The following is a 25,763-nucleotide window of genomic DNA, read 5'->3' on the forward strand; positions in this document are numbered from 1 at the left end:
AAGTGCAACTCCATATTCCCTGTCATTTTGTTGCGCCACTCCATGATGCTCAGGACGCCGGCTGATGGCAACTGTTTAGCGCGCAGGCTCAGTGGCCCGCGCCACCTCTACCGCTTGTTACGCGGTTTGATCCCCAGGGATGCCTTGTTCTTGTCGATGCGATTTTGTTTCTTTTCGTCTTCGCGCTGTACTGCTTTTTTCTTGGTGTAGCCTGACCAGTCGGCCCAGGCCCACCACGCCACCGCGAGCGCGAACGGCGAGAGCACCCACATCCAGTCCAAACCGGCGACAGGGCCGATTTCAAGGTACTTCATCGCGAGCAACAGAATTCCAAGGCCGAGAAACAGCATCACATTTCCTTGCGCGGTTGCCGCCGCACGCGTCAACCGCAATCACTACAATCACGTTGGAACAATGTACCCCAACTCCCATCCCAGGATTCAAGAATGAAACGTGCCCTGTTTGCACTGGTTGCCGTCTCTGCTGCAGCCGCTTCCATGCCGGTCTTCGCCGACCAGGCCCTGGCAACCGCCAAGAATTGCATGGCCTGCCATGCCGTCGACAAGAAGCTCGTCGGCCCGTCATACAAGGACGTTGCCACCAAGTACGCCGGCCAGAAAGACGCCGTCGACAAGCTCGCCGTGAAGATCGTCAAGGGCGGCTCGGGTGCGTGGGGCGCGGTGCCCATGCCGGCAAATACGCAGGTGAGCGAAGCTGAAGGCAAGAAGCTCGCAGCCTGGGTTCTGACGCTGAAGTAAGTCGCGCTTCTGCCAATAAAAAACCCGCTTTTCAGCGGGTTTTTGCTTTCTGGCCGTCATTGCGGACCTGATCCGCCATCCATGTCTTTCAACGGCCGCAGCCGCTTCGCGGTGGATGCCGGGTCAAGCCCGGCATGACAACCGGGGAGAGGCTGTCATTGCGGACTCGATCCGCAATCCATGACTTCAACGGCCTTCGCGGCCAACTCAGAGCTTCTCGGCCAACTGATCCAGAATCGCCGGGTTTTCCAGCGTGCTCGTGTCCTGGGTGATCGCCTCGCCCTTGGCAATCGAGCGCAGCAGGCGCCGCATGATCTTGCCGCTGCGGGTCTTGGGCAGGTTGTCGCCAAAGCGGATGTCCTTGGGCTTGGCGATCGGCCCGATCTCCTTGGCGACCCAGTTGCGCAGCTCGTTCGCGATCTGCTTGGCCTCTTCTCCCGTGGGGCGGGAGCGCTTGAGCACAACAAAGGCGCAGATCGCCTCGCCCGTCAGGTCATCGGGGCGGCCCACCACGGCCGCCTCTGCCACCAGGTCGGTCTTGGACACCAGCGCCGATTCAATCTCCATCGTGCCCAGGCGGTGCCCCGACACGTTCAGCACATCGTCGATGCGCCCGGTGATGCGGAAATACGCGTTGTCGGCATTGCGCACCGCGCCGTCGCCCGCGAGGTAGAGCGTGCCGCCCATCTCTTCGGGGAAATAGCTCTTCTTGAAACGCTCCGGGTCATTCCAGATCGTGCGGATCATCGAAGGCCACGGACGCTTGACCACCAGCATGCCGCCTGCGCCATTGGGAATATCCTTGCCCGTCTCGTCGACGATCGCGGCCATGATGCCCGGCAGCGGCAGCGTGCAGGAGCCCGGCACCAGCGGTGTCGCACCCGGCAGCGGCGTGATCATGTGGCCGCCGGTTTCGGTCTGCCAGAAGGTATCGACGATGGGGCAGCGCTCGCCGCCCACATGGCGGTGGTACCACATCCAGGCTTCAGGATTGATCGGCTCGCCGACCGAGCCCAGGATGCGCAGGCTGCTCAGGTCAGAGCGCGCGGGATGCACTTTCTCATCGCCTTCCGATGCCTTGATCAGCGAACGGATCGCTGTCGGCGCGGTGTAGAAAATCGTGACCTTGTGCTTCTCGATCATCTGCCAGAAGCGGCCGGCATTCGGGAACGTCGGGATGCCTTCAAAGATCACCTGCGTCGCGCCTGCTGCAAGCGGCCCGTAGGCGACATACGTGTGACCCGTGATCCAGCCGATGTCGGCAGTGCACCAGAACACATCGCTGGGCCGGATGTCGAAGGTCCAGTCCATCGTGAGCTTGGCCCACAGCAGGTAACCGCCGGTGGAATGCTGCACGCCCTTGGGCTTGCCGGTTGAGCCCGATGTGTAGAGGATGAACAGCGGATGCTCGGCACCCACAGGCTCGGGCTTGCACTCGGTGCTCTGACCCTGCAGCACTTCGGTGAACGTCTTGTCGCGCCCCGCGACCATGTTGCACGCGGTCGGCGTGCGCATGAAGACCAGCACGCTTTTGAGCGTGTCGCATCCGCCCATGGCGATGCCTTCGTCGACGATGGATTTGAGCGGCAGCTCCTTGCCGCCACGCATCTGGAAGTTGGACGTGATGACGGCAACTGCGCCCGCGTCGATGATGCGTTCATTCAGCGCCTTGGCCGAGAAGCCGCCGAACACCACGCTGTGCGTTGCGCCGATTCGCGCGCAGGCCTGCATGACCACCACGCCTTCGATCGTCATCGGCATGTACACGATGACGCGGTCGCCCTTCCTGATGCCCTGCGCCTTGAGCGCATTGGCAAACTGCGAGACCCGTGCGAGCAATTCCTTGTAGGTGACCTTGGTCACCGCGCCGTCATCGGCCTCGAAGATGATCGCTGTCTTGTTCTCGACCGGTGTGCCGATGTGCTTGTCCAGGCAGTTGGCCGATGCGTTGAGTTCGCCGTCGGCAAACCACTGGTAGAACGGTGCGTTCGATTCATCGAGCGTCTGGGTGAACGGCTTGTTCCACACGACGTTCTCGCGTGCCAGGCGTGCCCAGAAACCCTCGAAGTCTTTCTCGGCTTCTGCGCACAGCGCGTTGTAGGCGTCCATGCCGGAGATGCGCGCGCCTTTCATGGCCGCCTCGGACGGCGGGAACACGCGATTTTCGACCAGGACCGACTCGATGTTGCTCATGGATTTGTCTCCGCAGGATTGAACTAATTTGGCCGTAATGTCAGGGTTAGCACTTACAGCGTACTGACACGGCGCACCGACGCGCCCCGCCCCCCGGTCGCCTTCCAATTTATACCCCGCAGGGCTGTCATGCGCGGACCCTACAATGATCCGCCAGCCGGTACTAACCCTCTCTTTGCACTGCCCACGCCTCTCACCTGGCCCGCTCCATGAAACCCGATCCACTCCTGAAAACAACCTCTCCCTTGCGCCCTCTTCCCAACCTGATTTTCATGAGCCGGTGGCTGCAGCTGCCGCTGTACCTCGGCCTGATCGCGGCGCAAGCCGTCTATGTCGTGCACTTCCTGCTGGAACTGTGGCACCTGATCGAAGCCGCAGCCGGCAGCCAGGCCGCGTTGCAGCAACTCATCTCCAGCATCGGCTACAAGGTCACCACGCCCGTCGTGTCGCTGAACGAAACCATCATCATGCTGGTGGTGCTCGCGCTGATCGACGTGGTCATGATCTCCAACCTGCTGATCATGGTGATCGTGGGCGGCTACGAAACCTTCGTGAGCCGCATGGGCCTGCAGGGCCATCCCGACCAGCCCGAGTGGCTAAGCCATGTGAACGCATCGGTGCTCAAGGTCAAGCTCGCCACGGCCATCATCGGCATCTCGTCGATCCACCTGCTCAAGACCTTCATCAATGCCGACAACTACTCCGACCGGGTACTGATCGCGCAGACCGTGATTCACATCACCTTCCTGCTGTCCGCGCTTGCGATTGCCTACACCGACAAGGTGATGTCGGGTATTGCCGAGCGCAAGCACTAGAGCGCTGGCGGGGCGTTGCCTGTGCGCGCTGACTACATCGTGGTTGGCGCAGGCCTGACGGGCGCCACCATCGCGCGACTGCTCACCGATGCAGGACGCGATGTGCTGGTGCTCGACCGGCGCGCGCACGCAGGCGGCAACGTGCACGATCATGTGCACGAGAGCGGCGTGCGCATCCACACCTACGGCCCGCATTACTTTCGCACCAACGACGACTCGATGTGGGCCTTCGTCAACCGCTTCGCGCGGTTTCGGCGCTGCGAGGCGCAGGTGCAAACCCTGGTGCGTGGCCAGTACGAACACTGGCCCATCAATGCACGCTACATACGCGAGACGATAGGCCAGGACTGGCAGCCCGCATTCATCGGCACGCCGCGCAACTTCGAAGAGGCCTGCCTTTCGATGATGCCGCGCGCGGTGTACGAGGACTTCGTCAAGGGCTACACCGAAAAGCAATGGGGCATGAGCGCCACCTCGCTGTCGCCTGCACTGGCGAAGCGATTTGATGTTCGCGCTGACGACGACTCGCGCTTTTCGACGCACCGCCATCAGGGTCTGCCCGAGGCTGGCTACGCGGCGTTCATGGACAGCCTGCTCGCGGGAATCCCGCTGGTTCTCGACTGCGACTACCTGCTTCAGCGTGACGCGTTTGACGCAGCGCGCGCGCTGATCTTCACCGGACCCATCGACGAATACTTCGGCTTCGACCTCGGTCGCCTGGGCTGGCGCGGCCAGCACCGCGAGCACACCTGGTTGCGCGATATCGATCAGGCACTTCCATGCGGACAGGTGAACAACCCCGACCCCGCCAATGGCGCGCACATCCGCACGCTGGAATGGAAGCACATGATGTCGCGTGAAGAATGCGCAGGTGTCGTCGGCACGGTGCTCACGCGCGAGTTTCCACACTCGCCGCAGGACCCGGGTGCCTTCGAATACCCGGTGCCCGATGACCGCAACGCCGCGCTGCACGAGGCCTACCGGACTCGCGCGGAATCAATTCCGGGCCTGCTGGTGTGCGGCCGCCTGGGCGACTACCGCTACTACGACATGGACCAGGCGATCGCCCGCGCGATGTTGCACGTGCGGCGGCTGCTGGCGGCGTAGTTCAACCGCCCATCTTCTGGTCTTCGACAGGCGCATCCGGATCTTCTGGAGGATCAGCCCAGCGAACAAGCTTCTCGCCATCGAATGCCCAGTTGCGCTTGACCGGGTGAAACAAAAGCGGTCCCTTGTCGCGGGTCGCGAACTCCTTGGCAGTGATCGGGGGGCGCCACCGCATCGTCGACTGCAACGGGATGATGCGTTGCGGATTCTGGCTTCCGCCGACATAGCAGCGGGTGACGTTGCGCAGGCTTTCAACCTTCAATCCTGCATGCGCCAGCGCGGTCGGCACCGACACTTCGAAGTGCCCCGACCAGCCCTCGCGATGCGCGTTGTGGGTTGCGGCCACGGCTTCGCGCGACATGCGAAAGACCGGCATGAACGCCTTCAGCAGCTTGTCTGCGTCCGGCTTCATTGCGCCAGGTGCGGCCAGGGTCGACCACCAGGTCCATGTGGGCCAATCATCGAACTTGTGAATATGCGACGCCAGAAACGGCGCATCGCTTGCCTCAAACGCCTGGAGAAAATCGCGCCAGTTGCCGCGGTATTCCACATCGGACTCGATCTGCCAGAACCACCGGTAGCTCTGCGCGTTGCGCGCGAAGGCAAGCATCGGAAAATGTGTGTTGCCCAGGATCTGGCGGTCGCCATAAAACGGGTAACCCAACTGCACCGGAAGGTCCGCAGGCGTGAAGGGGGCCAACGCATGGGACAGCCCCTTCTCACCGAGAAAGTCTTTCCATGCCGCGATGACAGGCCCGCCGTCATCCTGCAGCCGCACAAAACAATCGGCGTAGCCCGCCAGCTGCGCATGCAGTCGCGCAAACCGCCGGGATATCGACTCGCTGAACTGGTGGGTGAGAAATCCGACCGCGATTGAGTTGACCATCGCTAGACCATCCTTTCGGGCCGAACCCATTGATCGAACTGCTCGGCCGACACATGGCCCGATGCGATGGCCGCCTCGCGCAGGCTGGTGCCTTCCTTGTGCGCCTTCTTGGCTATCTGCGCGGCCTTGTCGTAGCCGATGTGCGGATTGAGCGCGGTGACCAGCATGAGCGAGCGGTCGACCAATTCGCCGATCCGCTCGCGATTGGGCTCTATGCCCACGGCGCAGTTGTCATTGAAGCTGGCCATGCCGTCGGCAAGCAGGCGCGCGCTTTGCAGGAAGTTGTGCGCGATCATCGGCCTGAACACGTTGAGCTCGAAGTTGCCCGACGCGCCGCCGAAATTGATGGCGACGTCGTTGCCGAACACCTGGCAGCACAGCATGGTGAGGGCTTCGCTTTGCGTCGGGTTGACCTTGCCCGGCATGATCGACGAGCCGGGCTCGTTCTCCGGGATGCTCAACTCACCGATGCCGCTGCGCGGGCCGCTCGCCAGCCAGCGGACGTCGTTGGCGATCTTCATCAGGCTGGCTGCGAGTGTCTTGAGCGCGCCGTGTGCATGCACCAGCGCATCGGCCGCTGCCATCGCTTCAAACTTGTTGGGTGCGGTCACAAACGGCAGGCCCGTCAGGCGCGCGATCTCGGCGGCGACCTGCTGCGCATAGCCTTGCGGCGCATTGAGCCCGGTGCCCACTGCGGTGCCGCCCAGGGCCAGTTCGCACAGGTGCGCGAGGCTTGCATGCAGGTGCCTGTCGGCCTGCTCCAGCTGCGCGACGTAGCCCGAGAACTCCTGCCCCAATGTGAGTGGCGTTGCATCCTGCAGGTGCGTGCGGCCGATCTTCACGATGTCCCTGAACGCCTGCGACTTGGCGGCGAGCGTGGAACGAAGTTTCATGAGCGACGGCAGCACGCGATTGCGGATCGCGTCCACCGCGGCCACATGCATCGCCGTCGGAAACACATCGTTGGACGACTGGCTCATGTTGACGTCGTCGTTGGGGTGGACCTTGCGCGCTTCGCCCCGCACGCCGCCGAGCAATTCGCTCGCCCGATTGGCCAGCACCTCGTTGACGTTCATGTTGGTCTGCGTGCCCGATCCGGTCTGCCACACGACCAGCGGAAACTCGTCGTCATGCTGTCCCGCGAGCACTTCGTCGGCGGCAGCGATGATGGCCGATGCCTTGTCTTGCGCAAGCAGTCCCAGCAGGTGATTGACCACGGCTGCCGATCGCTTGACCTGCACCAGCGCACGGACCAGCTCAGGCGGTTGCCGCTCGCTGGAGATGGCGAAGTTGCGCAGCGAGCGCTGCGTCTGCGCGCCCCACAGCCGGTGTGCCGGCACTTCGATGGGGCCGAAGGTGTCTTTCTCGATGCGGGTGTTCATGCCCGCGAAAGTAACATTTTTCTGGTGCCTTCCGGCCCTTCCCCATGGTGGGTTCCTCCATGATTTGCGCACAGGGTGCGCGGATAATCATTGAACCGCTGGTGACAGCCCCATCCATCCCATTTCTTCATCTTCCACCCCATGCAGTCCCCTTCCTCGCGTTCCTCACGTCTGGCCGCGCTCGCAGTTGGAATTTCTGCTGCATTCGGCGCCACCTGCGCAAACGCGGTCGCGCTCGGCGCGGCCCGCGTGCTGTCCGGCAGCGGTGAGCCGCTGGTCGCTGAAATTGAAATTCCGGCCTTGTCTGCCGAAGACCTGGCGAACTTCAAGGCGGGCTTTGCCAGCCGGGCCGAGTTCGACGCGGCCGGCATGGCGATACATCCTGGATTGCAGGGTGTCTCGTTCACGATTCACAAGCGCGCCAACGGCCAGGCGTATCTCAGGCTGGTTGGCACCCGCCCTGTCGGCGAAGGCCCTATTGCCATCATCCTGCACGCCGAAGGCGCGACCCGAACCGTGATGCGCGACTACACGCTGGTCGTTGCGCCGCGCGTGGGCGCTGCAACTTCTCCGGCGACCGCTGCGGCTGACACCTCCCTTCCGGCGCTCGCGCTGGGTGCCGCACGTGTGCTGTCGCTGCGCGGTGAGCCGCTTCGCGCGGAGATCGCGTTGCCCACCATGACGCAGGCCCAGGCAGCCCTCATTGCCGCGAGCATTGCGCCCTCGGCAGATCACGCCGCCGCCGGTGTGCCGTACGACCCTTCGCTGCGCGACATACAGGTGCGTCCCGAAACGCGCCCCGACGGCCGGATGGTGCTGAGCGTGACCAGTGCCAACCCCGTCAATGAGCCCAGGCTGGAGCTGCTGCTGGAAGCTCGATCGGCTGCCAGCCGCCTGGTTCGCGACTACACGCTGAACCTGGCCGCACCGGCGCCTAGAAATGTGGCACCGCCGACGGTGGTGGTTGCTGCGGCGCCTGTCGCTGCTGCGCCGGTGACGGCCGCCGCGCCGCCGGTGGCAGCGGTAGCGGCTCCGGTGGCAGCGGTGGCGCCGCCTCCTGCGGTGGCAGCCGTAGCACCGCCCGTGGCAGCTGTCGCTCCTTCCGTGGCGGCACCTCCCGCAATGGTTGCGGCCCCCGTCACACCTGCGGCTGTTGTGGCCGCCGCGCCTGCGCCTGCGCCTGCGCCTGCGCCTGCGCCTGCGCCTGCGCCTGCGCCTCCGCCTCCGCCTCCGCCTCCGCCTCCAGCTCCCCCGACAACCGCACCCGCCTCGCCCCCGGCTGCGCCTTCACTGCCGGTCATTCCTCCCGGCTACGCGACCGGGCCTGGCGTCACGCCGGTCATTCCACCGGCAGCGGTTGCACTTGCACCTGCGCCCCCTCCAGCGCCCGCACCGACGCCGGTGCCCGCTGTTGCGGCAGCGACCGCGGCCGTGCCTGCAGCGCCTGCCGTCGTCAGCAAAAAAGTCGTCGTCAAGACCGGCGACACCGCCACACGGATCGCTTCAGCCAACCTCGTCTCCGGTGCCTCGCTCGACCAGATGCTGGTGGCCATGATGAAGGCCAATCCCCACGCCTTTCTGGCCGGCAACGTGAACCGGCTCAAAGCTGGCTCGGTGCTGGAAATCCCGGGTCAGCCGGACGCATCGGCCACGAGTCCGCAAGCGGCCAGGCAAGAGATACAGCTGCAAGCCACGAACTTCGATGCCTACCGCCGCCGGCTCGCCGGACTTGCTGCGGCTACCGCGCAAACACCGGGACGCACCGCAGCGGGCACCATCCAGACGCGCGTCGGCGAACAGAACGCAGCGCCCCGGCGGCCCGACAAGCTGAGCATTTCTTCCGGTGCAATTTCGGGCTACCGCGCAGAAGACCAGCGAATCATGGCAGAGCGTCTCGCGATCGAGGCAGCCAAGGCCGCCAAGCTGGCCGAAGACATCAAGGCATTGACGCCGGCGGCACCCGCATCACGGCCCGCTTCGCAGGCACAGCCTGCGCGCAAGTAGCTGACTGCGCGCTGCCGCCCACACGGGCCGCAGCGTCCCGCACAAAGAAAAAGGGCCTGCTTTCGCAGGCCCTTTTCGATGGGAGTGTGAACCGCTTACTTGATGCCGATCACGTTCGAGCCGGAGTTGCCGACTGCGCGGGCGGTGATCGCGTTGTTCACGATCGTGGTCGATCCGCCGGTGGTGCCGCCACCATTCATGCCGATCGACACGCCCGTGACCGTGGCCGTCATGCTGGCTGTGTTCAGCTGCGTGTTGCTCACCATGGCGCTGGCCGTGTTCAGGCCGCCGGCCAGGGCGCTCATCAGCAGCGAGTTCGAAGCGCTGTTGCCATAGCTGGTTGCAGCTGCCTGGTTACCCGTGACGGTGGTCGTCGTTGCCGTTGCCGTACCGCCAACCGTGTTGCCGATGTTGGCGTACGACACGGTGGTGGTCACAGTGGCGGCGTTGTTCTGCAGGTTCAACACACCATAGGTCGGGAACACCACGCTGCCACCGATGCTGCTGTTGGCAGCGGCTTCGAGGCTGTTGGCTGCCGTGTTGCCACCGCCTTGCGCGGCGAGCGTGTTGCCGGTGACCGTGGCAGCCAGATCGTTCTGGGTGTTGCCAGCGGTGAACGGCGTGACGCCGATCGTTGCAGGGGTTCCGATCGTGCCGCCGACCGTCGCAGTCACCGCGGTCGCACCGGTCATCCCGGAGTTCTGCGTGTTGCTGACCTGGCCCGTGCCGGTGAGCGAGCTCACTGCATTGAGCACCATGCGGTTGGTCGCGATGTTCACGTTCGAAGCAGCCAGCGCCAGGTTGTCCACCACGCCGAATGTCGTTCCACCGAAGGCGCTGTTTTGAGTCGCGCCCACCAGGCCCAGGCTGTTGGTCGTGGTCACGTTGCCGTTACCCGACTGGTTGCTCAGGATCGTGAAGCTGGCCGGAGCGCCTGCTGGCGTTCCTGCCACCGTGCTGCCAGCAGCCGCGAGGATGTTGGTCGTCACGTTGCGGCTTGCTTCGGCGTTCATGATGTTGCCGGCCACTGTCACTGGCGTGTTGTCCAGCGCGACGCCGCGAAGGCCCACGTTGGTGGTCGTCACGGTCGCGCCGATCGCGCCGCTGTCAGCCGTCTGCGTGTTGTTGACGCGGCCCGTACCGGACAGCGCACTGGCAGCAGCAAGTCCCAGCGTGTTGGTGCTGGTGTTGGCGTTGGACAGCGACGATGCACGGTTGCCGGCAACAGTGAAGCTGTTGTTGGTCGAGCTGTTGGCAAACGAGCCGATGGTGCCCACGGTCGTTGCCGACGTGATGTCACCCACTGCGGTCTGCGTATTGCGCGACTCGAAGCTGGCAGGCAGCATGGCTGCGTTGCCGGTGACGGTTGCACCCTGGGCCGTCAGCGCATTGGTAGCCGTGTTGCGGCCTGCTTGCGACTCGACCACATTGCCTGCAACGGTAACCGAGCCAGGGACCAGGCCGCTGGTGAAGAGGCTGGAGCCAGCGCCGTTGAGGCCGTCAGGAATCGTGCCCACGGCAACGACATTGGTCGTTGCCGACAGCGTGCCGCCGGGCGAAGCCTGCGTGCTCGACACGATGCCGGAGCCCGTGAGCGTGGACACTGCCGACAGGGCCTGCGTGTTGGTCGCCTGGTTGACGTTGGCCGCAGCGCTGACGCTGTTGGCATTGACGTTGATCACGGTGACGCTCTGCGCCAGGCTCACCGGCGTGCCGATGACGCCCACTGCTGCCGTGCCAGTCACGTCGCCGGTACCCGTTTGCGTGTTCACCGTGGTGAAGCTCTGCGTCAGGCCGCCGACACCGGTGGTGCCGCCGGTCACGTTGGCACCACTGACCGTCGTGCTGTTGGTAGCGCTGTTTCGCGAAGCCTGGGCACGAACACTGTTGGCATTGACGGTGACCGTCGCGGCCGCCAGATCAGGCGCCGAGGCGCCGACCGTGGCTGCTGCAAGTCCGATGCTTGCGACATCGGTGACACCTGCGACAAACGGTGCGCCGACCGTTGCGGACACTGCGCCCGAATTGGCGTTTTGCACGTTGTTGGTGGAACCGTTGGCGTTGACGCCGGCGGTGGAAGCAATGCCCAGCGAGTTGCTGGCAGCGTTCACGCCGGCTGCAGCGAGCTGGACGTTGCCCGACACGGTGATGACGCTGGTATCGACGAGGTCGGCCAGCAGGCCGGTATGGCCTGGCAGTGCAAGAGCCGTCACGGCGCCGGTGCCGGTCTGTGCGTTGTCAGTCACGAAGTCAACGCTGTCTGCCAGGTTGCGGCCTGTGATGCCGCCACCGGTGACGGTCTGCGTGTTGGTCGCGCTGTTCTGGCCTGCGCCAGCTTCCACACGGTTACCGGTGACGGTGACCGGCGTGTTGGTGAAGGACAAACCGTCGACCGAGATGACAGCGGTCGTCGTCACCGGCTCAGGACGCACGGTGGCAGTGACTGCACCCGAGGTGGTCTGGGTCGAGCCGATGGCGCCCGTCAGCGCGCTGGAGGCGCCGGTTGCAGCCAGAGTCAGCGTGTTGGCGGCGCTGGTGCCCTGTGCAAGAGCCGAGGCGGTGTTGCCTGATGCAATCACCGAGCTGCCGGTGAAGACCGTGCCTGGCGCCACGATGCGGATCGGCGTGCTCAGGAAGGACGATGCCGTGCCCGACTGCGTCTGGCTGTTGGCGATGCCGTAATCGGCGCTGACTGCACCTGCCGTCACACCACTGGTGACCAGCGTTGCATTGCCCGACAGCGTGCCTGAACTGGCAGTGACGGTATTGGCAGCAACGCTGCCGGTCGCCTGGCCCTGCACGATGTTGTCGCTCAGCAAGAGGTTGCTGCCACCACTGACGGTGGGCGCAACGCCAGCCACGCGGATGCGGATGCGGCCTTCGGTCACGTTCGCGGCAACGTTGGTGCTGCTGGTCTGCGAGTTCAGGACGCCGACACCGGTCGACAGGGTCGAGAAGCCGGTGAGGTTGAGCGTGTTGGTGGCATTGTTGTTGCGGGCATCGGCCAGCATCTGGTTGCCATCGACGGTCAGGTCGGAGTCGCTCACCGTGGTTGCACCGACGGCCTGCGAGATGCCAGTCGTCACACGTTGCACGAGGGCCGTGCGGCCACCGCTGACGGCGTCATTCTGGACATTGGCGATCGACAGCTCGTTGTTGACTGCGCCGGTGGCCGGGTTGATCGATCCGGTCGTGACGCCGGCAGCAGCCGAAGTCAGCGTGGAGCCGGCGGTCGCGATGCGGTTCGTCGCGTCGTTGCCGACGGTCGAGGCAGCGACGTCGTTGTCGGTCACGTTGAGCGTCGAGCCGGTCAGTGCGCCAACGTAGGTGATGCCCACGCCAGTGACCGCAGGGCTGCTGCTGTCGATGGTGGCGTTCGCCACGCCGGTCACAACGTTTGACTGCCCGGAGGCGATCGATGCAATGGCCATTGCTGCGTTGGCAGCGGTGTCGACGTTGGAGCCGCCAAACGACACGCCGTTGTTGACGACGTTGCCACGGGTGGTCGAGGTCACATCATTGCCCGACACCGTGATGGTGCTCAGGCCCGATACGTTCGGGCTCGCGGCGGTGCCTGCGTACACCGTTGCGAAACCGCCGCCGGTGCCAGCCGACAGCAGGTTTTGGGTCAGCGAGCTGACCGAAGCGGTGTTGCTCTGGGTGCTGGCGATGCCGAATGCGGCATTGCTGGTGGCCAGGCCGGCAGCAGTGACGCTGGCCGAAGGTGTCGCGGTCAGCGGATTGCCCGGCAGCGTGAGTGTGCCGACGGTGGATCCAACCGAATTGAACGCGTCGTTGGCAACGCCACTGGAGCTCACAGCGTTGTTGGCAAGCGTGACCGTCGAGGCGCTGACTGCACCGGAGGTGATGCGGATGCCGGAGTCGAGCACCTGGCCGTTCACCGTGTTGGTGTTGATCTGCGCATTGGCAACAGTGGCTTGCGCCGTGCCGACGGAGCCGCCGAGGGCGACGACCGAGCCTGCTGCGTTACCGGTCGCGCTGCTGTCGATGGCATTGCCGTCGAGCGTCACGGTGGCACTCGTCAGGCCCACCAGCGGAACCGCTGCCGTGCCTTGCATGTTGGCTGCAACAAAGCTGCTGTACACCGTGGAGGAGACGGCGCCGACGCCGTAGTTGCCCTGCAGGTTGGACACCGAAGTGCCGCTGGTGCTGGCGACCGATCCGCCGGCAGTGATGCCTGCCGTGGCAGACGCTGCACCACCGGTTGCAGTGGTGAGGTTGGCCGACGTGATCGAGATCGACGTGGCAGCCACGCTGCCTTCAGCCGATGCCGCAACGACATTGCTGTCCATCGTGATGGGGCGGGTAACCGCGCCGGACGTGGTGTCGCCAACGTTGACCGTGACCGATCCGAAGTTCACGGTGCCGGTGACGGAGGTGGTGTCGTTGACCTGGTTGTTGGCGGCTGCCACCGTGCCGGTGAACAGCGAGTTGGTCGCGGTGATGATGTTGCCAGCGAGATTGCCGGTCGCACCTGCCGTGACTGCATTGCCGTTGGAGGTGATGCTTCCACCGGCGCCGATGGTGTCGGCACGCGTGGTGATGACGCCGTTTTGCAGCGGCGTTGCGCCATCACCCTGGGTCTGCGAGGTGAAGTAGGTGCCCAGGTTGCCCTGGCCGTTGAGCAAGACCATGTCGCCCGTTGCCGAGGAAGTCTGGGTTGCGCCGGGGTTGGACGACGTGTTCGTGGCACCGGTGACCGCGCCGGTGAACGACATGCCGTTGGCGATGGTGATCGAGTTGCCGGCAACGATGCCGGAGCTGGTGCGCACGCCGGCCGCGTTGCCGGTGGATGTCGTGCCGACCGAGTTGTCATTGACGACCAGCGCAGCCGTCAGCGCGCGGTCTGGGCCTGCGCGGCTGGTCACGTCAGCGTTGATCTGCGAGGTGGTGACCAGGGCCGTGGCCACACCACCGGCGCCTGCGGTTTCGATGTTGGCCTGTGCATTGGTCAGCGCCATGCTGCCGGTGAAGCTCGATCCGCCGGTGGCAGCGAGCGTGTTCGTGCTCTCGTTGCCGGTGTAGGCAGCGGAGATGGAGTTGGTCGACAAAATCAGCGGGGCCGAGAGCGCCGTGGTGCTGGCGTCCAGGTCGAGCGTGATCTTGCTGGTGTCGATCGTCGAGATCGAACCGTTGCGGCCGCCCGCGTTCAGCGACACCTGGTTGGAGTTGATGCCGAGACTGCCTTGCGTGGACGTCGCCAGCGTGGTGCCGTTGTAGGTGCCGCTGACTGCGCCGTCGGTGGTCGAAACGTAGTTCGCTGGCACCGAACCGGTGATGGTCGAGCGCTGCTGGTTCAGCAGCGTTTCGGTGGCAATCGAGTTGCCGGTGACGGTGATGGTGGCAGCCGCCTGGTTGGCTGTGTCCACGCCCATGGTCACTGCCGTCTGGGCAGCGGAGTTGGTGGAAGTCAGCCCGCCCACACCGGTGCGAATCTGGCTGGACAGGATGCCTGCCGAGCCGGTCGGCTGCATCAGCAGCAGGTCGATCGAGTTGGGCTTGACGGTGTTGCCGATCGACGAGGCCGTGGTCGAGTTACCGCTCACCAGGACCGACGTGCCGCCGACCGCCGTGACATAGGTTGCCGTGACGGTGACGTTCGAGATCAAGGCGCCCATCATGGCGGCCAGATTGCTCTGATCGTTGGGGACATACTTGTCCAGATAACCGCTGTTGGTCAGCAGCGCCGTGGTAGGAGGCGTGTAGAGGTACGTCGCCTGCTGCGCATAAGCGCTCTGCAAAATCATCGGCGTGATCGCCAAAGCAACCGCCGAAGCCATTGCTGTCCTGCGGAAACTGCTGGCCGTGGGCTGGCCCTTGCGGCCTCGTGCATTGTTCGTCATGGCTTCTTCTCTCCTGGAGTGTTGCTTGGGGAAAAACGAAAGGGGTTAAGGAAAATCGACCGGGCTCTACGGAGCCACGACCATCGTGGAAACAAGCTGGTATCCGGCGCTATGCCGCGTGATCGAGCCATCGGTGGGCGATGGAACCCACGTCACGCCGATGCGGCTGGCTGCGATGCCCTTTGCAATCAGAAAGTCGGTGACCGACTTGATGCGCTGGTTGGTGAGCTCACGGCGCTGCGTGGGCGGAAGCATCTCGTTGTCGCGTGCGAGCAGGTGGAATGTCACCGGCTTGCCCTGCGATGCCTGCGCAGCCACGCGATCGAGCGCCGACTGCGAATTGACCGAGACAGCGCCGCTGGTGAAGTCGAATGGCACGAGGTTGGTGCCGTTGGTGCCGCCGGCACCCGAATTCTGCGGAACGAGTGCGCCCGGTGTCGGCTCTTCGATCTGCAATGCAGCCCCGGGCCGCGCGGCAGCCGATGGCGCTGCGACCGGAACTCCAACAGCGGCGACAGGCACGGCAGCGGGCCGTGCAGTGGCGGGAGATTCCAGGCACGGACGCGAGTCCACGCCGGCAATGGCCGAGATCAGTTCGATCACGCCGTGCTCGATGGTTGTGCGAACGCCCAACTGCAGCGGCTCCTGGTTCTTGGTGCCAACGTTGATGTCGAGCAGGTCATTGCCGAAGAACCGGTAGACGCCCGCGCCGACTTCCTCACCGACGATCTGCTTTTGCAGGCTCACGGTGCGCGCGACGATCAGGGTGCGCGTGTCGACAATGCGCAGGTCAACGCCGATGTTCATCGTGAACGTACGGCGCTTGACGCCAACGCCCGACACAGCGAGTTCAGTGCCGTGCGAGGCGATGTTGTAGTTCAGCTCGGTGATGCCGCCGACGATGTAGTAGCTCGAGCGCAGGATGGTGCCGCCGAAATACGGAACCCATGGCACGGCCGGCTTGCCTGCTTCGACCGCATGCTGCTTGCCGTCGCCCAGTTGGCGCCTGTCGGTGTAGGCCAGTTCGAGTTCGGCGATGCGGGTGTCGAAACGCTCCTGCAGGAGGATCGTGTCGCCCATCTTGCCCAGCGCCGAATAGATCATCAGGGCGCCGCCCTGGGTGATCGCGTTGCCTTCGTTCTGGCTGTACTTGCCGGTGTAGTCCTTGACGTCGCCCACCGCGATGGCCATCTGCGGCAGCTTGCGATCGCGCATAGTGTCGGCGATGCAGGCAAATGACGGCTCCAGCGGCGTGTAGTTGCGCCGCGCAGCCGAGCCGGTGATGACGAGCGCCTCGTCCTGCTGGAGGCGCTGGGATGGGACTGTCGTGCAGCCTGCGATGGCGAGGCAGACGCCCGCGATCGAAATGGATTTTGAGAATCGGATATTCACTGAGTCTTCCGTGTCGGTCAGTTACTGACCAGGGGGCCGTTGCAGGCTGTGCTACCCGCGACGCTGGACGTCTGGTAACCCTGGTTGCTCTGATTGGAATTGAGGACTTGATCTGAAACGCCGCCGCCTGCAGCGATGGCGCCCGATGTCGAACTGGTGGATGAGCCGCTGACGCCCGAATTGAGGGCACCCGAATTACTCTGGTTGTTGCCTACGCTGCCGGCCGCCGGGTTGGCCGAGGCCAGCAGCACGCCCGGAAAGCCGGGCATCGAAACGCCGTTGGTGGCGGCGTTGGCATTGGTGTTGGCGCTGGTGGTGCCGGTGTTGGTGACCGAAGGCGACGACGTGGCCGCGTTCATTCCGTTCTCACCGGTATTACCAGCAGAAGTGGCACTCACGGCGCAATTGAACTGTTTGTCGATGTAAGTGTTGTTCGTGTTGTTGATCGTGGTGCGGAAGGAGTCGTAGTAGCCACCCTTCTTGCGCTCGATCAGGTCGACGACTGCGCCCTTGTTGACTTTGTCCTGCGTGGTCTGGAACTGCCACGAGGCGCTTTCGCCAAAACCGTTGGCATGCACAAGGCTGGAACTCGACAGCAGCGCCACGCCAACGAGCAGCGCAGATGCCAGCGAAGGATGAAAGCCGTAGCGGTGGATGGTCATCATTGCCTTACAAATATCCGGTGACGGTTACAACGAGTTTCATTCTGTGACTGGTCTTGACTCGGGTCAAGACTTTTGCATAGGTATCGGGTAAACCCTCTCCTGCAGTCGCAGGAGAATACCGTTTTGACAGATACAAAAGACTTCATTCGCCGTCGGGGACGTGTCGCCCTGCGACGACGTCGATAACCCGACAGCGGCCGAGGCTATTGCTGTTGCATGACCAGGGGCTCGACAAGGGTCGTGTAGTGGCGCTGCGCCAGTAGCTGCTGATGGGAGCCTTTGCCCTGCGAATCGACGGTGCTGTAGATCAGGCCCAGCTCCTGGTGCGTGGGCACGAAGCGGTGCCTTGCAGGATTGAATTGCGATGCAATCGCGAGCGAGTACGCAATCGGACCGGTCATGCGCCATACGCCGTTCCTGCCGACTCCATCGCGCAAGGCGTCGTACTTGTCGATATTGCGCAACACCGAGCGGATCACCGCTCGCAGATACGGGTGCCCGGGCTGCGCAATGATGTGCCACTGCTGGAACTCGCCTCGGGCCAGCTGCTTCAACTCAGGATGCAGGCCATAGCCAGCGTACGCCTGCGAGCGGCGATTGGGCCACTGCGACAGCACGAACCGGTCACCGGGCAGCACCACCTGGTCGAGCGGCCGCATCGCAGAACTCTTGACGTCCAGGTAGACGCCGCCCTGGAGGTACATCAACGCATAGCGAAAGAGGTCCGCCCGGGCGGGACCGTAGTCGGGGTTGATGCGAAAGAACGCCGTGCGGATCTCGGGCGGGCACTGCTTCCTGATGAAGGCGCCCACCGCCGCGTCGTCATAGAAACGGTAGTCCCAACCCGGATTGCTGCGCTGCAGGTCGCGCACACCGGACGCGATGGCAGCAGGGAGGCGGGCCGTTGAATGGGTCTGGTGAAGGATCCTGGGAATCATCGTTTCGCGTACTCTAAATGAACCTCGCGCTTGCCCCGCTCCTGCGCAAGGAGACAATCCGTCCATGCCGAACCCGCCCCTGCTGTCCTTGCTCCAGACTGCCGTCGAAGCCAGTGCCACCCTTGCCTTTGCCTTGTCCGGATTGCTGGAGGCGGCGCGCAAGCGGCTGGACCCCGTGGGTGTCTGCGTGGTGACGGGGCTCGCTGCGTTCGGGGGTGGAACCCTGCGCGATGTCTTGCTGGATCGCCGCCCCTTCGTGTGGGTGGCCAATCCGCAATGGTTGTGGGCGCTGCTGGCCTTGTGCATCTTCGCGATGGCCTTTCTGAGGGCGCGCCACTTCGCTCCCACCGAACGCGCGATGCAATGGCCCGACGCCCTGGGCCTGGGACTTTTCAGCGCGAGCGGAACGCAGCTCGCGCTGGCCGATGGCATGCCCGGCATCGTCGCTGTGCTCATGGGTGTGTTCACCGCCACTTTCGGCGGCGTGCTGCGCGACATCGTCTGCAACGAGATTCCGAGCGCGCTGCGCGATCACCGTCCCTATGCGATCTGCGCATTTGCAGGTGGCTGGGTGCTGGTCATTGCCACCGAATGGGGCATGGCACAGGCATGGGCGCTGGTGCTGGCAGCTGCCGTGGCAACCGGACTGCGCGCGGCGGCGCTCCTGCTGGACTACAGCCTGCCGCGATGGTCTTCGACGCCGGGTAACGACAACTGAACGCCTGCATCTATAGTGTTTCTTTCGCAAGCCATCTGTGGCGAAGGAGCACACCATGAACATCACCGACATCCTGGCGCAGGCCGGCGGCCTTCAATCGGTCGCACGCGACCTCGGCATCAGCGAGTCACAGGCAGCCTCGGGGGCTGAAGCACTGTTGCCGGCCATCCTGGGCGGAATGAAGAAGCAGGCGCAGGGCCAATCGTCGGACCTGGGAGGGCTCGAAGCACTCGGCGGTCTGGGCGGCCTTGGCGGACTGCTGGGGCAACTGGGCGGAGGCGGACTGCTCGATCAGGTCCTGAGCCCGCAGCCCACCGACCCAGCCCCGGGCAATGACGTGCTGGGCCAGATCTTCGGCTCTAAAGATGTGAGCCGCGCGGTCGCCGCCGACGCTGCGGCGAAGTCCGGCCTGGACAGTGGCCTGCTGCGCAAGATGCTGCCTTTGCTGGCGATGGTGGTGACAGGCTACATGGCCAAACAGCTCGGCGGTGCTGCGCGGGCCCAGCAAAGCGAGGGCTCGGGCGGTGGCTTGGGCGAACTGCTGGGAAGCCTGGGCGGTTCAGGCGGACTGGGCGGCCTGGGTGGGCTGGCTGGTGCACTTGGCGGCGCGCTCGGGGGAGGCAACGCGGGCGCAGCACCGGCCCAGGGCTCCGGCGGTTTGGGCAGCCTGGGTGGGCTGGCTTCGATGCTGGACATGAACGGTGACGGCAACGCGCTGGACGACATCCTGCGAATGGCCGGCAAGCGCAGCGCATAGTGGATACAACCGCGCGAGGTAACCCGGTCGCGCCAGCCGGCGCCGCACTTCCGTACGTCTTCGTGATTGGCTTCAACAAGACGGGCACCACATCGATCGATGGCTTTTTCAGGGCCAACGGATTTCCGTCCATTCACTGGGGCAACAACAGGCTGGCCGCGCACATGTTTGCGAACTGCCTGCAGGGCCGCCGCGCGCTGGAAGGCTACGACCAGTCCTTCCGAGTGTTCTCCGACATGGTCTATCGCACGCGCCGGGCCTGGTTCGAGGGCAACTCGCTGTTCCGCACGATCGACGCCGACTATCCGGGCTCTTACTTTCTGTACAACACCCGCCCGATGGAGGACTGGCTCGCCAGCCGCGAGAAGCATCGGGGCGCGATGGTGGGCGAATCCCTTCTTGGCTTTTACCTGCGCTACCTGAAGACGCAGGATATTCAGGTGGTACGCGACCACTGGCGGCGCACGCGCGAGCATTTCGAGCAGGAAATCCGCGCCTACTTCAGCGGTAACCCCAGGTTCATGGAGATCAGCATCGACGACGAGGATTTCGCATCGAAGGTGTCGTCGTTCATCGGCGTCCCGCTGGATGGGGCGCACTGGGTGGCTCGCAATGTGACGCCGGGGTGGCTGCGGGCACCGGCAGCTTCCGTGACTGATCGATGATTGATGCTTGAGACGATCACCAGCCGCGCCGTCAAGTTGCGCCGGAACATTCCCCTGTACTTGCGTACCTTCGGCCTGAGGGGCTTGCTCGCGTTCGCCTCCATGCGGTATTTCGGGTCGCGCGAGCCGCATCGTCTCTTTTTGCGCGGCAACCCGCGGCCCATCTGGGTGCGTCCGGAGAGCACCGACTTTCTGACCTTCAGGGACATCTTCGTAGACCGCGAATATGCATTCGAGCTGGGCGACGGGCTGCGGCTGATCGTCGATGCGGGCGCGAATGTCGGTCTGGCCGCCATTTACTTCGCCAACGCATTTCCCCAGGCACGCATCATCGCGATCGAGCCCGAGCACGAGAACTTCCTGCTCCTGCAGAAGAACATAGTGGGCTATCCGCAAATCGTCGCAGTGGAAGCCGCGCTCTGGTGGCGCTCGGGCCAGATCCACCTGACCGACCCGGGTCGTGGCCAGCATGGTTTCATCACGCGCGACGACGCGCAATCGGGCAGCGGCGGTGCGGACGTGGGACTGGTTCGCGCCGTGTGCATCGAAGAGCTGCTCGCAACGCACGGCGTGGACCAGATTGACCTGTTGAAGGTGGACATCGAGGGCTCGGAGAAGGAAGTCTTTGAAGCTTCGCAGGGATGGATCGACCGGGTGTCGGTGGTGATCGTCGAACTGCACGACCGATTCAAGCCTGGGTGCGCCGCCGCCTTCGCGCAGGCGACACGTGCGATGGTGCCGGTTGCCGAGCGCGGCAAGGTGGTGGTCAAGGCCAGGGCGGCTTATCCCGGCAAGGCGTAGGCGAATCCGGCCGCTTCTATAGTGGTTCTTTCGCAGGCCATCCACGACGAAGGAACCATTGAATGAAATGCCCGAATTGCACCGAAGCCACCCTGGTCATGTCAGAGCGCCAGGGCATCGAGATTGACTATTGCCCGCAGTGTCGCGGCGTCTGGCTGGACCGGGGCGAACTCGACAAGCTGATCGAACGCGGCGCTGCCACGACAGCTCAGGGTCAGACTCAACAGCCACAAAGCCCACCACCGCAGAGGCGCCCGGATTTCGTCGATTCAGATCACGGCCGTTCGCAACACGGCGGCTACTACAAGAAGCGCAAGTCATGGCTCAACGAGATCTTTGACTGAAGGGCAGGCGGCGCGAGGCGGGGGCGTTCGGGTGATGAAGGTGCGCTTTCGCGGGCTGGAGAAGAACACCGCGCATCTGGTCACGCTGTTCGCGCTGTCGAATCCGTGGATGGCGCGCAAGAAATTGATATGAGCGGCCCGTTCGCAACAAGCCGCTCATCGCATGGCCAGGTGGCTTTTGGGGCGCGCGATCTCGGGCAGCGGCGTGTCGGCGTCGCGCGTGAGTTCAACGAGCCGCGCATCGTGTTGCCGCGCCTTGTCACGCTCGCCAGCAGACTGAATGCAGCCGGCCTTTGATCTGCGTCAAGAACGGACTTTTCCACAGGCATAGCGTGAAGCTGGCGCCTTTGCCATATGGAGGTTTGATGATGAGACAGCTCTCAACGGTAGCCCTTCTCGCCGTCCTGGCGTTTTCGGAAGGGGCGTTGGCCAACGCCGAACTGGCTGCGGCCAAGCAGTGCATGCAGTGCCACAAAGTCAAGGAAGACTTTGCCGGTCCCTCGTTCCACAAGATCGCCGCGTCGCTCAAGGGAAAGCGCGATGCCGAGTCGCGGATGATGGCGACCATCCGTCGCGGCACCGATGGGTCGGGCGGCCCGCATTGGGGCGCAGCAAAGATGCCCGACACCTCGGAGCGACCGCTTGTGAGTCCGGCGGAAGCCCGTCAACTGGCGCGGTGGATACTGACGCAGTAAGGCAAACGCTAAACGCTGCTTGCGGCTTGGCGCGCCGTGATGGGGGCGCGAGCCACCGTTGGCGTCTGGGATAATCCGGCAAGCCTTTCTCACCCCCTCCAAGACCATGACGACAACGATCAAATACGACGACCTCGTCGAATCCGTGGCAGCTGCGCTGCAGTACATCAGCTACTACCACCCGGCCGATTTCATCGCGCATCTCGCGCGCGCTTACGAGCGTGAGCAGAGCCCCGCCGCAAAGGACGCGATCGCGCAGATCCTCACCAACAGCAAGATGAGCGCGACCGGCCATCGGCCGATCTGCCAGGACACGGGCATCGTCAACGTCTTTCTCAAGGTCGGCATGGATGTGCGCTGGGAAGGCTTTCCCGGCAGCATCGAAGACGCAGTGAACGAAGGCGTGCGTCGCGGCTACAACCACCCCGACAACATGCTGCGCGCATCGGTCGTGGCCGATCCGCAGTTCGAGCGCAAGAACACCAAGGACAACACGCCGGCCGTCGTTTCGATGCAGATCGTGCCCGGCGACAAGCTCGATGTCACGGTCGCGGCCAAAGGCGGCGGCAGCGAGAACAAGAGCAAGCTGGTGATGCTCAACCCGAGCGACTCGGTCGTCGACTGGGTTTTGAAAACCGTGCCGACGATGGGCGCGGGCTGGTGCCCACCCGGCATGCTGGGCATCGGCATCGGCGGCACCGCAGAGAAGGCCGTCGCGCTCGCCAAGGAGTCGCTGATGGACGACATCGACATGTACGAACTGCAGGCCAAATCGGCCAGCGGCGAGAAGCTGTCCAAAGTCGAAGAGCTGCGGCTGGAACTGTTCGACAAGGTGAACGCACTGGGCATAGGCGCGCAAGGGCTGGGCGGGCTCACCACCGTGCTCGATATCAAGATCAAGATGTTCCCCACCCATGCAGCCGGCAAACCGGTCGCGATGATTCCGAACTGCGCCGCCACGCGTCACGCGCACTTCGAGATGGATGGTTCGGGCCCGGTTTACCTCGACCCGCCGAGCCTGGATCTCTGGCCCAAGGTGGAATGGGCGCCCGATACGCAAAAGAGCCGGCGCGTCAATCTCGACACGTTGACCAGGCAAGAGATCGCGACCTGGAAAGCCGGCGAGACGCTGCTGCTACAGGGCAAGATGCTCACCGGGCGCGACGCAGCGCACAAGCGCATACAGGACATGCTGGCCAGGGGCGAATCGCTGCCGGTGGACTTCACCAATCGTGTGATTTATTACGTGGGTCCGGTCGATCCGGTTCGCGATGAAGTCGTAGGTCCTGCCGGCCCGACCACCGCCACGCGCATGGACAAGTTCACCGACCTGATGCTGTCCAGCACCGGCCTCATCGGCATGATCGGCAAGTCCGAGCGCGGACCGGAAGCCATCGAGGCGATCCGCAAGCACAAGGCGGCGTATCTGATGGCTGTCGGTGGCGCGGCGTATCTGGTTTCCAAGGCGATCAAGCATTCGCGCGTCGTGGGCTTTGCCGACCTGGGCATGGAAGCGATCTACGAATTCGACGTGGTCGATATGCCGGTGACGGTTGCCGTCGATTCGACCGGCACCAGCGTGCACAACACCGGCCCGGCCGAGTGGCAAAAGAAGATCGCCACCGGCGAGTTCAAGGGCATTGCGGTCGCCGCGGCCTGAAGCCGGCGAGTCGCTTGAAACCTGTCGGCGTCTTCGATAGCGGGTTGGGCGGCCTGAGCGTGTTGAAAGCGCTTCGGGCCGAATTGCCGCACGAGCACTTCGTGTACTTTGCCGATACGGGGCATGCGCCCTACGGCGAGCGCGATGACGAGTTCGTTGCGCACCGATCGCGCGACATCGGACGTGAGCTGGTCGACAAGCACGAAGCCAAGGCACTGGTGGTCGCCTGCAACACCGCAACCGCGGCGGCGATCCACCTGCTCCGGCAGGAGTTCCCGATGCTTCCCATCGTCGGCGTCGAGCCGGGATTGAAGCCCGCTGCCGCACTCAGCCAGACGAAGCACGTCGGCGTGATGGCTACGCGCGGCACGCTTGCCAGCGCGAAGTTTCGCGCGTTGCATGAATCACTGAACGGACAGGCTGAATTTCATTTGCAGGCTTGCGATGGATTGGCCGATGCCATCGAGCGCGGCGATGAAAACCGCATTGAAGCGCTGTGCCAGCAGTACACCCGCGCGCTTGGCGAATCCGGAACGAACGCAGGACAGATCGACACGATCGTGCTGGGCTGCACGCACTACCCGTTCGCGCAAGCAGTCCTCGCTCGCCATCTGCATCCTGCAGTGAAGATGGTCGAAACCGGGCTTCCTGTTGCACGGCAAACGAGATCGCTTCTGGATGCCGCCGGTTTGCTCAACACGGATGGCTGCGAGGGTAGCGTCACGCTCCTGTCGACCGGCGACCTGGCGACCCTGCAGGCCGCTGCCGATCGCTGGCTGGGCTGAACGGCCCAGGGCCAGACGGCTTTTGCGGATCAGGCGGCCATTGCCGCTTCTCGCCCCCGCTGCACATTGACCTTCGCCAGCACGATGAGCCCGACGATGAAAAGCACCGCGGTCGAAAGGATGGCGGTGCGCTGGTTGCCGCCGGTCGCCCAGGTGATCGCACCGTAACTCAGGGGTCCGATGATGCTGGCCAGCCGTATCGCAAAGGTCCACAGGCCGTAGAACTCGGCCAGTTGCGCGCGCGGCGCGAACATACCTGCCATCGCGCGGCCGGCTGACTGGCTCGACCCCATGCACAGGCCGGCAATCGCCGCAGCCCACCAGAACCCGCCCTTGGTGGTCGTGATGGCGGCGATGACACAGGTTGCAATCCAGCCGACAAGCGTCATGGCCAGCGCCACCTTGTGTCCGATGTGGTCCTGCAGGTAGCCCCACGCAAATGCACCTGCGGCAGCGGCCAGGTTGAGCACGAAGATCATCACCATCGTTTCCTGTTGCTTGAAGCCGATTTCGGTTTCAGCGTAGATCGCAGCCAGCGTGATCGCCACGGCCACACCGCCCTGGTAGAACACGGCGCACAGCAGCAGCCACATGAAGTCGGTGTACTGCCGGGCGCGGCTGAAGGTCTTGCCGAGTTGATCGAGGGACGCCTTCAAGCCGCCGTGTCGCATGGCGCTGGGGTTCAGTGTTGCGCGTTCGCCCAGCAGCCTGAATGTCACAAGTGCGGCGGTTCCATACAAAACGGCCGTGATGAGCATGGTGACGGGCACGAAGCTGTCTGCCTTGATGCCCTGACCCTGCGCCCAGATCACATAGCCCAGGCAAAGTCCCAGCGCGAGCATCCCGCCGAAGTAGCCAAAGCTCCAGCCCCAACCGCTCACCTTGCCGAGCGCCTCGGGTTTGGCCAGCTCGGGCAGGAATGCTGCCGTGAGCGATTCGCCGTATGAAAAGAAAGTGTTGGAGATGATGATGAGCACCATCGCCAGCGCCACGCTGCCCGGCCCCGCAAGTGCGAGCGCGGCTGTCGATATCACGCAGCCGATGGTGAAGAAGGCGAGCAGCTTTTTCTTGGCGCCTTTGAGGTCTGCGTAGGCGCCGATGCTCGGCATCGTGAGCATGACGATGGCGTAAGAGATGCTCAGGGCGGCGGTCCAGGCAAATGTTGCCCAGGGCGCCTTGCCCGCAATGCCGCCGACGAAGTACGCGGCGAACACCGCCGTGATGACAACTGTCGTGTAGCCCGAATTGGCGAAGTCGTACATCGCCCAGCCGAACACCTCGCGCTTGCGTACACCCGGGTTCAGCGCATCCTGCGAGAAGACGGCCACGAGGCT

General features: G+C 64.0%; 23 protein-coding genes. 14 read left to right on the forward strand and 9 right to left on the reverse strand.

Annotation, left to right across the window (positions count from 1 at the left end):
* Window positions 1-107 precede the first annotated feature (107 nt).
* Window positions 108-350 (reverse strand): TIGR04438 family Trp-rich protein, encoded by a 243-nt coding sequence (locus AQ12_RS10980; protein WP_048440024.1) that lies wholly within the window; start codon window positions 348-350, stop codon window positions 108-110.
* A 96-nt stretch (window positions 351-446) separates the two neighbouring features.
* Between AQ12_RS10980 and AQ12_RS10985 the strand changes: the two genes are divergently transcribed.
* Window positions 447-758 carry a c-type cytochrome gene (locus AQ12_RS10985; protein WP_048439935.1) on the forward strand — a complete coding sequence of 104 codons (312 nt, stop codon included), beginning with the start codon at window positions 447-449 and terminating at the stop codon, window positions 756-758.
* 207 nt (window positions 759-965) lie between these two features.
* Here the strand turns inward: AQ12_RS10985 and acs are convergent, their stop codons facing one another.
* Window positions 966-2,951, reverse strand: coding sequence for an acetate--CoA ligase (acs, locus tag AQ12_RS10990; RefSeq protein WP_048439936.1), 1,986 nt, complete (start codon window positions 2,949-2,951; stop codon window positions 966-968).
* A gap of 209 nt (window positions 2,952-3,160) precedes the next feature.
* Between acs and AQ12_RS10995 the strand changes: the two genes are divergently transcribed.
* Window positions 3,161-3,766, forward strand: coding sequence for a TIGR00645 family protein (locus AQ12_RS10995; protein ID WP_048439937.1), 606 nt, complete (start codon window positions 3,161-3,163; stop codon window positions 3,764-3,766).
* 21 nt (window positions 3,767-3,787) lie between these two features.
* Window positions 3,788-4,873, forward strand: a complete 1,086-nt coding sequence (locus AQ12_RS11000) for an FAD-dependent oxidoreductase (RefSeq protein ID WP_193387970.1) — start codon at window positions 3,788-3,790, stop codon at window positions 4,871-4,873.
* Between the two features lies 1 nt (window position 4,874).
* Here the strand turns inward: AQ12_RS11000 and AQ12_RS11005 are convergent, their stop codons facing one another.
* Both AQ12_RS11005 and fumC read right to left on the reverse strand, forming a co-directional pair.
* Complete coding sequence (locus AQ12_RS11005) at window positions 4,875-5,759, reverse strand: hypothetical protein (RefSeq protein ID WP_048439939.1); 885 nt, start codon at window positions 5,757-5,759, stop codon at window positions 4,875-4,877.
* 2 nt (window positions 5,760-5,761) lie between these two features.
* Window positions 5,762-7,141, reverse strand: coding sequence for a class II fumarate hydratase (fumC, locus tag AQ12_RS11010; RefSeq protein WP_048439940.1), 1,380 nt, complete (start codon window positions 7,139-7,141; stop codon window positions 5,762-5,764).
* 141 nt (window positions 7,142-7,282) lie between these two features.
* Between fumC and AQ12_RS22985 the strand changes: the two genes are divergently transcribed.
* The gene (locus tag AQ12_RS22985; protein ID WP_053076682.1) at window positions 7,283-9,145 is read left to right on the forward strand and encodes a FimV/HubP family polar landmark protein; all 1,863 of its coding nucleotides are present in this window, start codon (window positions 7,283-7,285) and stop codon (window positions 9,143-9,145) included.
* Window positions 9,146-9,240: 95 nt separating this feature from the next.
* Here AQ12_RS22985 and AQ12_RS11020 read toward each other — a convergent pair whose 3' ends face one another.
* From AQ12_RS11020 to AQ12_RS11035, 4 genes are all read right to left on the reverse strand, one after another.
* Window positions 9,241-15,009, reverse strand: coding sequence for an S-layer family protein (locus AQ12_RS11020; RefSeq protein WP_048439941.1), 5,769 nt, complete (start codon window positions 15,007-15,009; stop codon window positions 9,241-9,243).
* Between the two features lie 66 nt (window positions 15,010-15,075).
* The gene (locus AQ12_RS11025; protein WP_048439942.1) at window positions 15,076-16,401 is read right to left on the reverse strand and encodes a CsgG/HfaB family protein; all 1,326 of its coding nucleotides are present in this window, start codon (window positions 16,399-16,401) and stop codon (window positions 15,076-15,078) included.
* 17 nt (window positions 16,402-16,418) lie between these two features.
* Complete coding sequence (locus AQ12_RS11030) at window positions 16,419-17,066, reverse strand: hypothetical protein (protein ID WP_053076683.1); 648 nt, start codon at window positions 17,064-17,066, stop codon at window positions 16,419-16,421.
* A 203-nt stretch (window positions 17,067-17,269) separates the two neighbouring features.
* The gene (locus AQ12_RS11035) at window positions 17,270-18,004 is read right to left on the reverse strand and encodes a glycosyltransferase family 32 protein (protein ID WP_048439943.1); all 735 of its coding nucleotides are present in this window, start codon (window positions 18,002-18,004) and stop codon (window positions 17,270-17,272) included.
* A 64-nt stretch (window positions 18,005-18,068) separates the two neighbouring features.
* Here AQ12_RS11035 and AQ12_RS11040 point away from each other — a divergent pair, with 64 nt between their 5' ends.
* The 10 genes from AQ12_RS11040 to murI all read left to right on the forward strand — a co-directional run bounded on the left by AQ12_RS11040 (window position 18,069) and on the right by murI (window position 24,429).
* Window positions 18,069-18,722 carry a trimeric intracellular cation channel family protein gene (locus tag AQ12_RS11040; protein ID WP_048439944.1) on the forward strand — a complete coding sequence of 218 codons (654 nt, stop codon included), beginning with the start codon at window positions 18,069-18,071 and terminating at the stop codon, window positions 18,720-18,722.
* Window positions 18,723-18,777: 55 nt separating this feature from the next.
* A complete protein-coding gene (locus tag AQ12_RS11045) occupies window positions 18,778-19,479 on the forward strand; it encodes a DUF937 domain-containing protein (protein ID WP_048439945.1) in 702 nt (233 codons plus the stop codon).
* A complete protein-coding gene (locus AQ12_RS11050; protein ID WP_048439946.1) occupies window positions 19,479-20,144 on the forward strand; it encodes a sulfotransferase in 666 nt (221 codons plus the stop codon). Before AQ12_RS11045 ends, AQ12_RS11050 begins: the two co-directional genes overlap by 1 nt.
* Before the next feature lie 3 nt (window positions 20,145-20,147).
* The gene (locus AQ12_RS11055; protein ID WP_152682759.1) at window positions 20,148-20,945 is read left to right on the forward strand and encodes an FkbM family methyltransferase; all 798 of its coding nucleotides are present in this window, start codon (window positions 20,148-20,150) and stop codon (window positions 20,943-20,945) included.
* Between the two features lie 62 nt (window positions 20,946-21,007).
* Window positions 21,008-21,289 (forward strand): zf-TFIIB domain-containing protein, encoded by a 282-nt coding sequence (locus tag AQ12_RS11060; RefSeq protein WP_048439948.1) that lies wholly within the window; start codon window positions 21,008-21,010, stop codon window positions 21,287-21,289.
* Window positions 21,282-21,422: a hypothetical protein gene (locus AQ12_RS23140; protein WP_193387972.1), complete on the forward strand. Its 141-nt coding sequence runs from the start codon at window positions 21,282-21,284 to the stop codon at window positions 21,420-21,422. Before AQ12_RS11060 ends, AQ12_RS23140 begins: the two co-directional genes overlap by 8 nt.
* Complete coding sequence (locus AQ12_RS22990; RefSeq protein ID WP_161799018.1) at window positions 21,419-21,586, forward strand: hypothetical protein; 168 nt, start codon at window positions 21,419-21,421, stop codon at window positions 21,584-21,586. Before AQ12_RS23140 ends, AQ12_RS22990 begins: the two co-directional genes overlap by 4 nt.
* 71 nt (window positions 21,587-21,657) lie before the next feature.
* Entirely contained in the window at window positions 21,658-21,984 is a 327-nt protein-coding gene (locus AQ12_RS11065) for a c-type cytochrome (RefSeq protein WP_048440027.1), read from the forward strand.
* Between the two features lie 106 nt (window positions 21,985-22,090).
* The gene (locus tag AQ12_RS11070) at window positions 22,091-23,644 is read left to right on the forward strand and encodes a fumarate hydratase (protein WP_048439949.1); all 1,554 of its coding nucleotides are present in this window, start codon (window positions 22,091-22,093) and stop codon (window positions 23,642-23,644) included.
* A gap of 14 nt (window positions 23,645-23,658) precedes the next feature.
* The gene (gene murI / locus AQ12_RS11075) at window positions 23,659-24,429 is read left to right on the forward strand and encodes a glutamate racemase (protein WP_082151540.1); all 771 of its coding nucleotides are present in this window, start codon (window positions 23,659-23,661) and stop codon (window positions 24,427-24,429) included.
* Window positions 24,430-24,458: 29 nt separating this feature from the next.
* Here the strand turns inward: murI and AQ12_RS11080 are convergent, their stop codons facing one another.
* Entirely contained in the window at window positions 24,459-25,757 is a 1,299-nt protein-coding gene (locus tag AQ12_RS11080) for an MFS transporter (RefSeq protein ID WP_048439950.1), read from the reverse strand.
* Window positions 25,758-25,763: the final 6 nt, after the last annotated feature.

Source organism: Caenimonas sp. SL110, from assembly GCF_001044395.1.
Classification (GTDB): Bacteria; Pseudomonadota; Gammaproteobacteria; order Burkholderiales; family Burkholderiaceae_C; genus Ramlibacter.

Excerpts from the sequence above, each read along its gene's own strand:
- AQ12_RS10980 (WP_048440024.1), bottom strand. The coding sequence starts at position 350 with ATGCTGTTTCTCGGCCTTGGAATTCTGTTGCTCGCGATGAAGTACCTT.
- AQ12_RS10985 (WP_048439935.1), top strand. The coding sequence starts at position 447 with ATGAAACGTGCCCTGTTTGCACTGGTTGCCGTCTCTGCTGCAGCCGCT.
- acs (WP_048439936.1), bottom strand. The coding sequence starts at position 2,951 with ATGAGCAACATCGAGTCGGTCCTGGTCGAAAATCGCGTGTTCCCGCCG.
- AQ12_RS10995 (WP_048439937.1), top strand. The coding sequence starts at position 3,161 with ATGAAACCCGATCCACTCCTGAAAACAACCTCTCCCTTGCGCCCTCTT.
- AQ12_RS11005 (WP_048439939.1), bottom strand. The coding sequence starts at position 5,759 with ATGGTCAACTCAATCGCGGTCGGATTTCTCACCCACCAGTTCAGCGAG.
- fumC (WP_048439940.1), bottom strand. The coding sequence starts at position 7,141 with ATGAACACCCGCATCGAGAAAGACACCTTCGGCCCCATCGAAGTGCCG.
- AQ12_RS22985 (WP_053076682.1), top strand. The coding sequence starts at position 7,283 with ATGCAGTCCCCTTCCTCGCGTTCCTCACGTCTGGCCGCGCTCGCAGTT.
- AQ12_RS11020 (WP_048439941.1), bottom strand. The coding sequence starts at position 15,009 with ATGACGAACAATGCACGAGGCCGCAAGGGCCAGCCCACGGCCAGCAGT.
- AQ12_RS11030 (WP_053076683.1), bottom strand. The coding sequence starts at position 17,066 with ATGATGACCATCCACCGCTACGGCTTTCATCCTTCGCTGGCATCTGCG.
- AQ12_RS11035 (WP_048439943.1), bottom strand. The coding sequence starts at position 18,004 with ATGATTCCCAGGATCCTTCACCAGACCCATTCAACGGCCCGCCTCCCT.
- AQ12_RS11040 (WP_048439944.1), top strand. The coding sequence starts at position 18,069 with ATGCCGAACCCGCCCCTGCTGTCCTTGCTCCAGACTGCCGTCGAAGCC.
- AQ12_RS11045 (WP_048439945.1), top strand. The coding sequence starts at position 18,778 with ATGAACATCACCGACATCCTGGCGCAGGCCGGCGGCCTTCAATCGGTC.
- AQ12_RS11055 (WP_152682759.1), top strand. The coding sequence starts at position 20,148 with ATGCTTGAGACGATCACCAGCCGCGCCGTCAAGTTGCGCCGGAACATT.
- AQ12_RS11060 (WP_048439948.1), top strand. The coding sequence starts at position 21,008 with ATGAAATGCCCGAATTGCACCGAAGCCACCCTGGTCATGTCAGAGCGC.
- AQ12_RS22990 (WP_161799018.1), top strand. The coding sequence starts at position 21,419 with ATGAGCGGCCCGTTCGCAACAAGCCGCTCATCGCATGGCCAGGTGGCT.
- AQ12_RS11065 (WP_048440027.1), top strand. The coding sequence starts at position 21,658 with ATGAGACAGCTCTCAACGGTAGCCCTTCTCGCCGTCCTGGCGTTTTCG.
- AQ12_RS11070 (WP_048439949.1), top strand. The coding sequence starts at position 22,091 with ATGACGACAACGATCAAATACGACGACCTCGTCGAATCCGTGGCAGCT.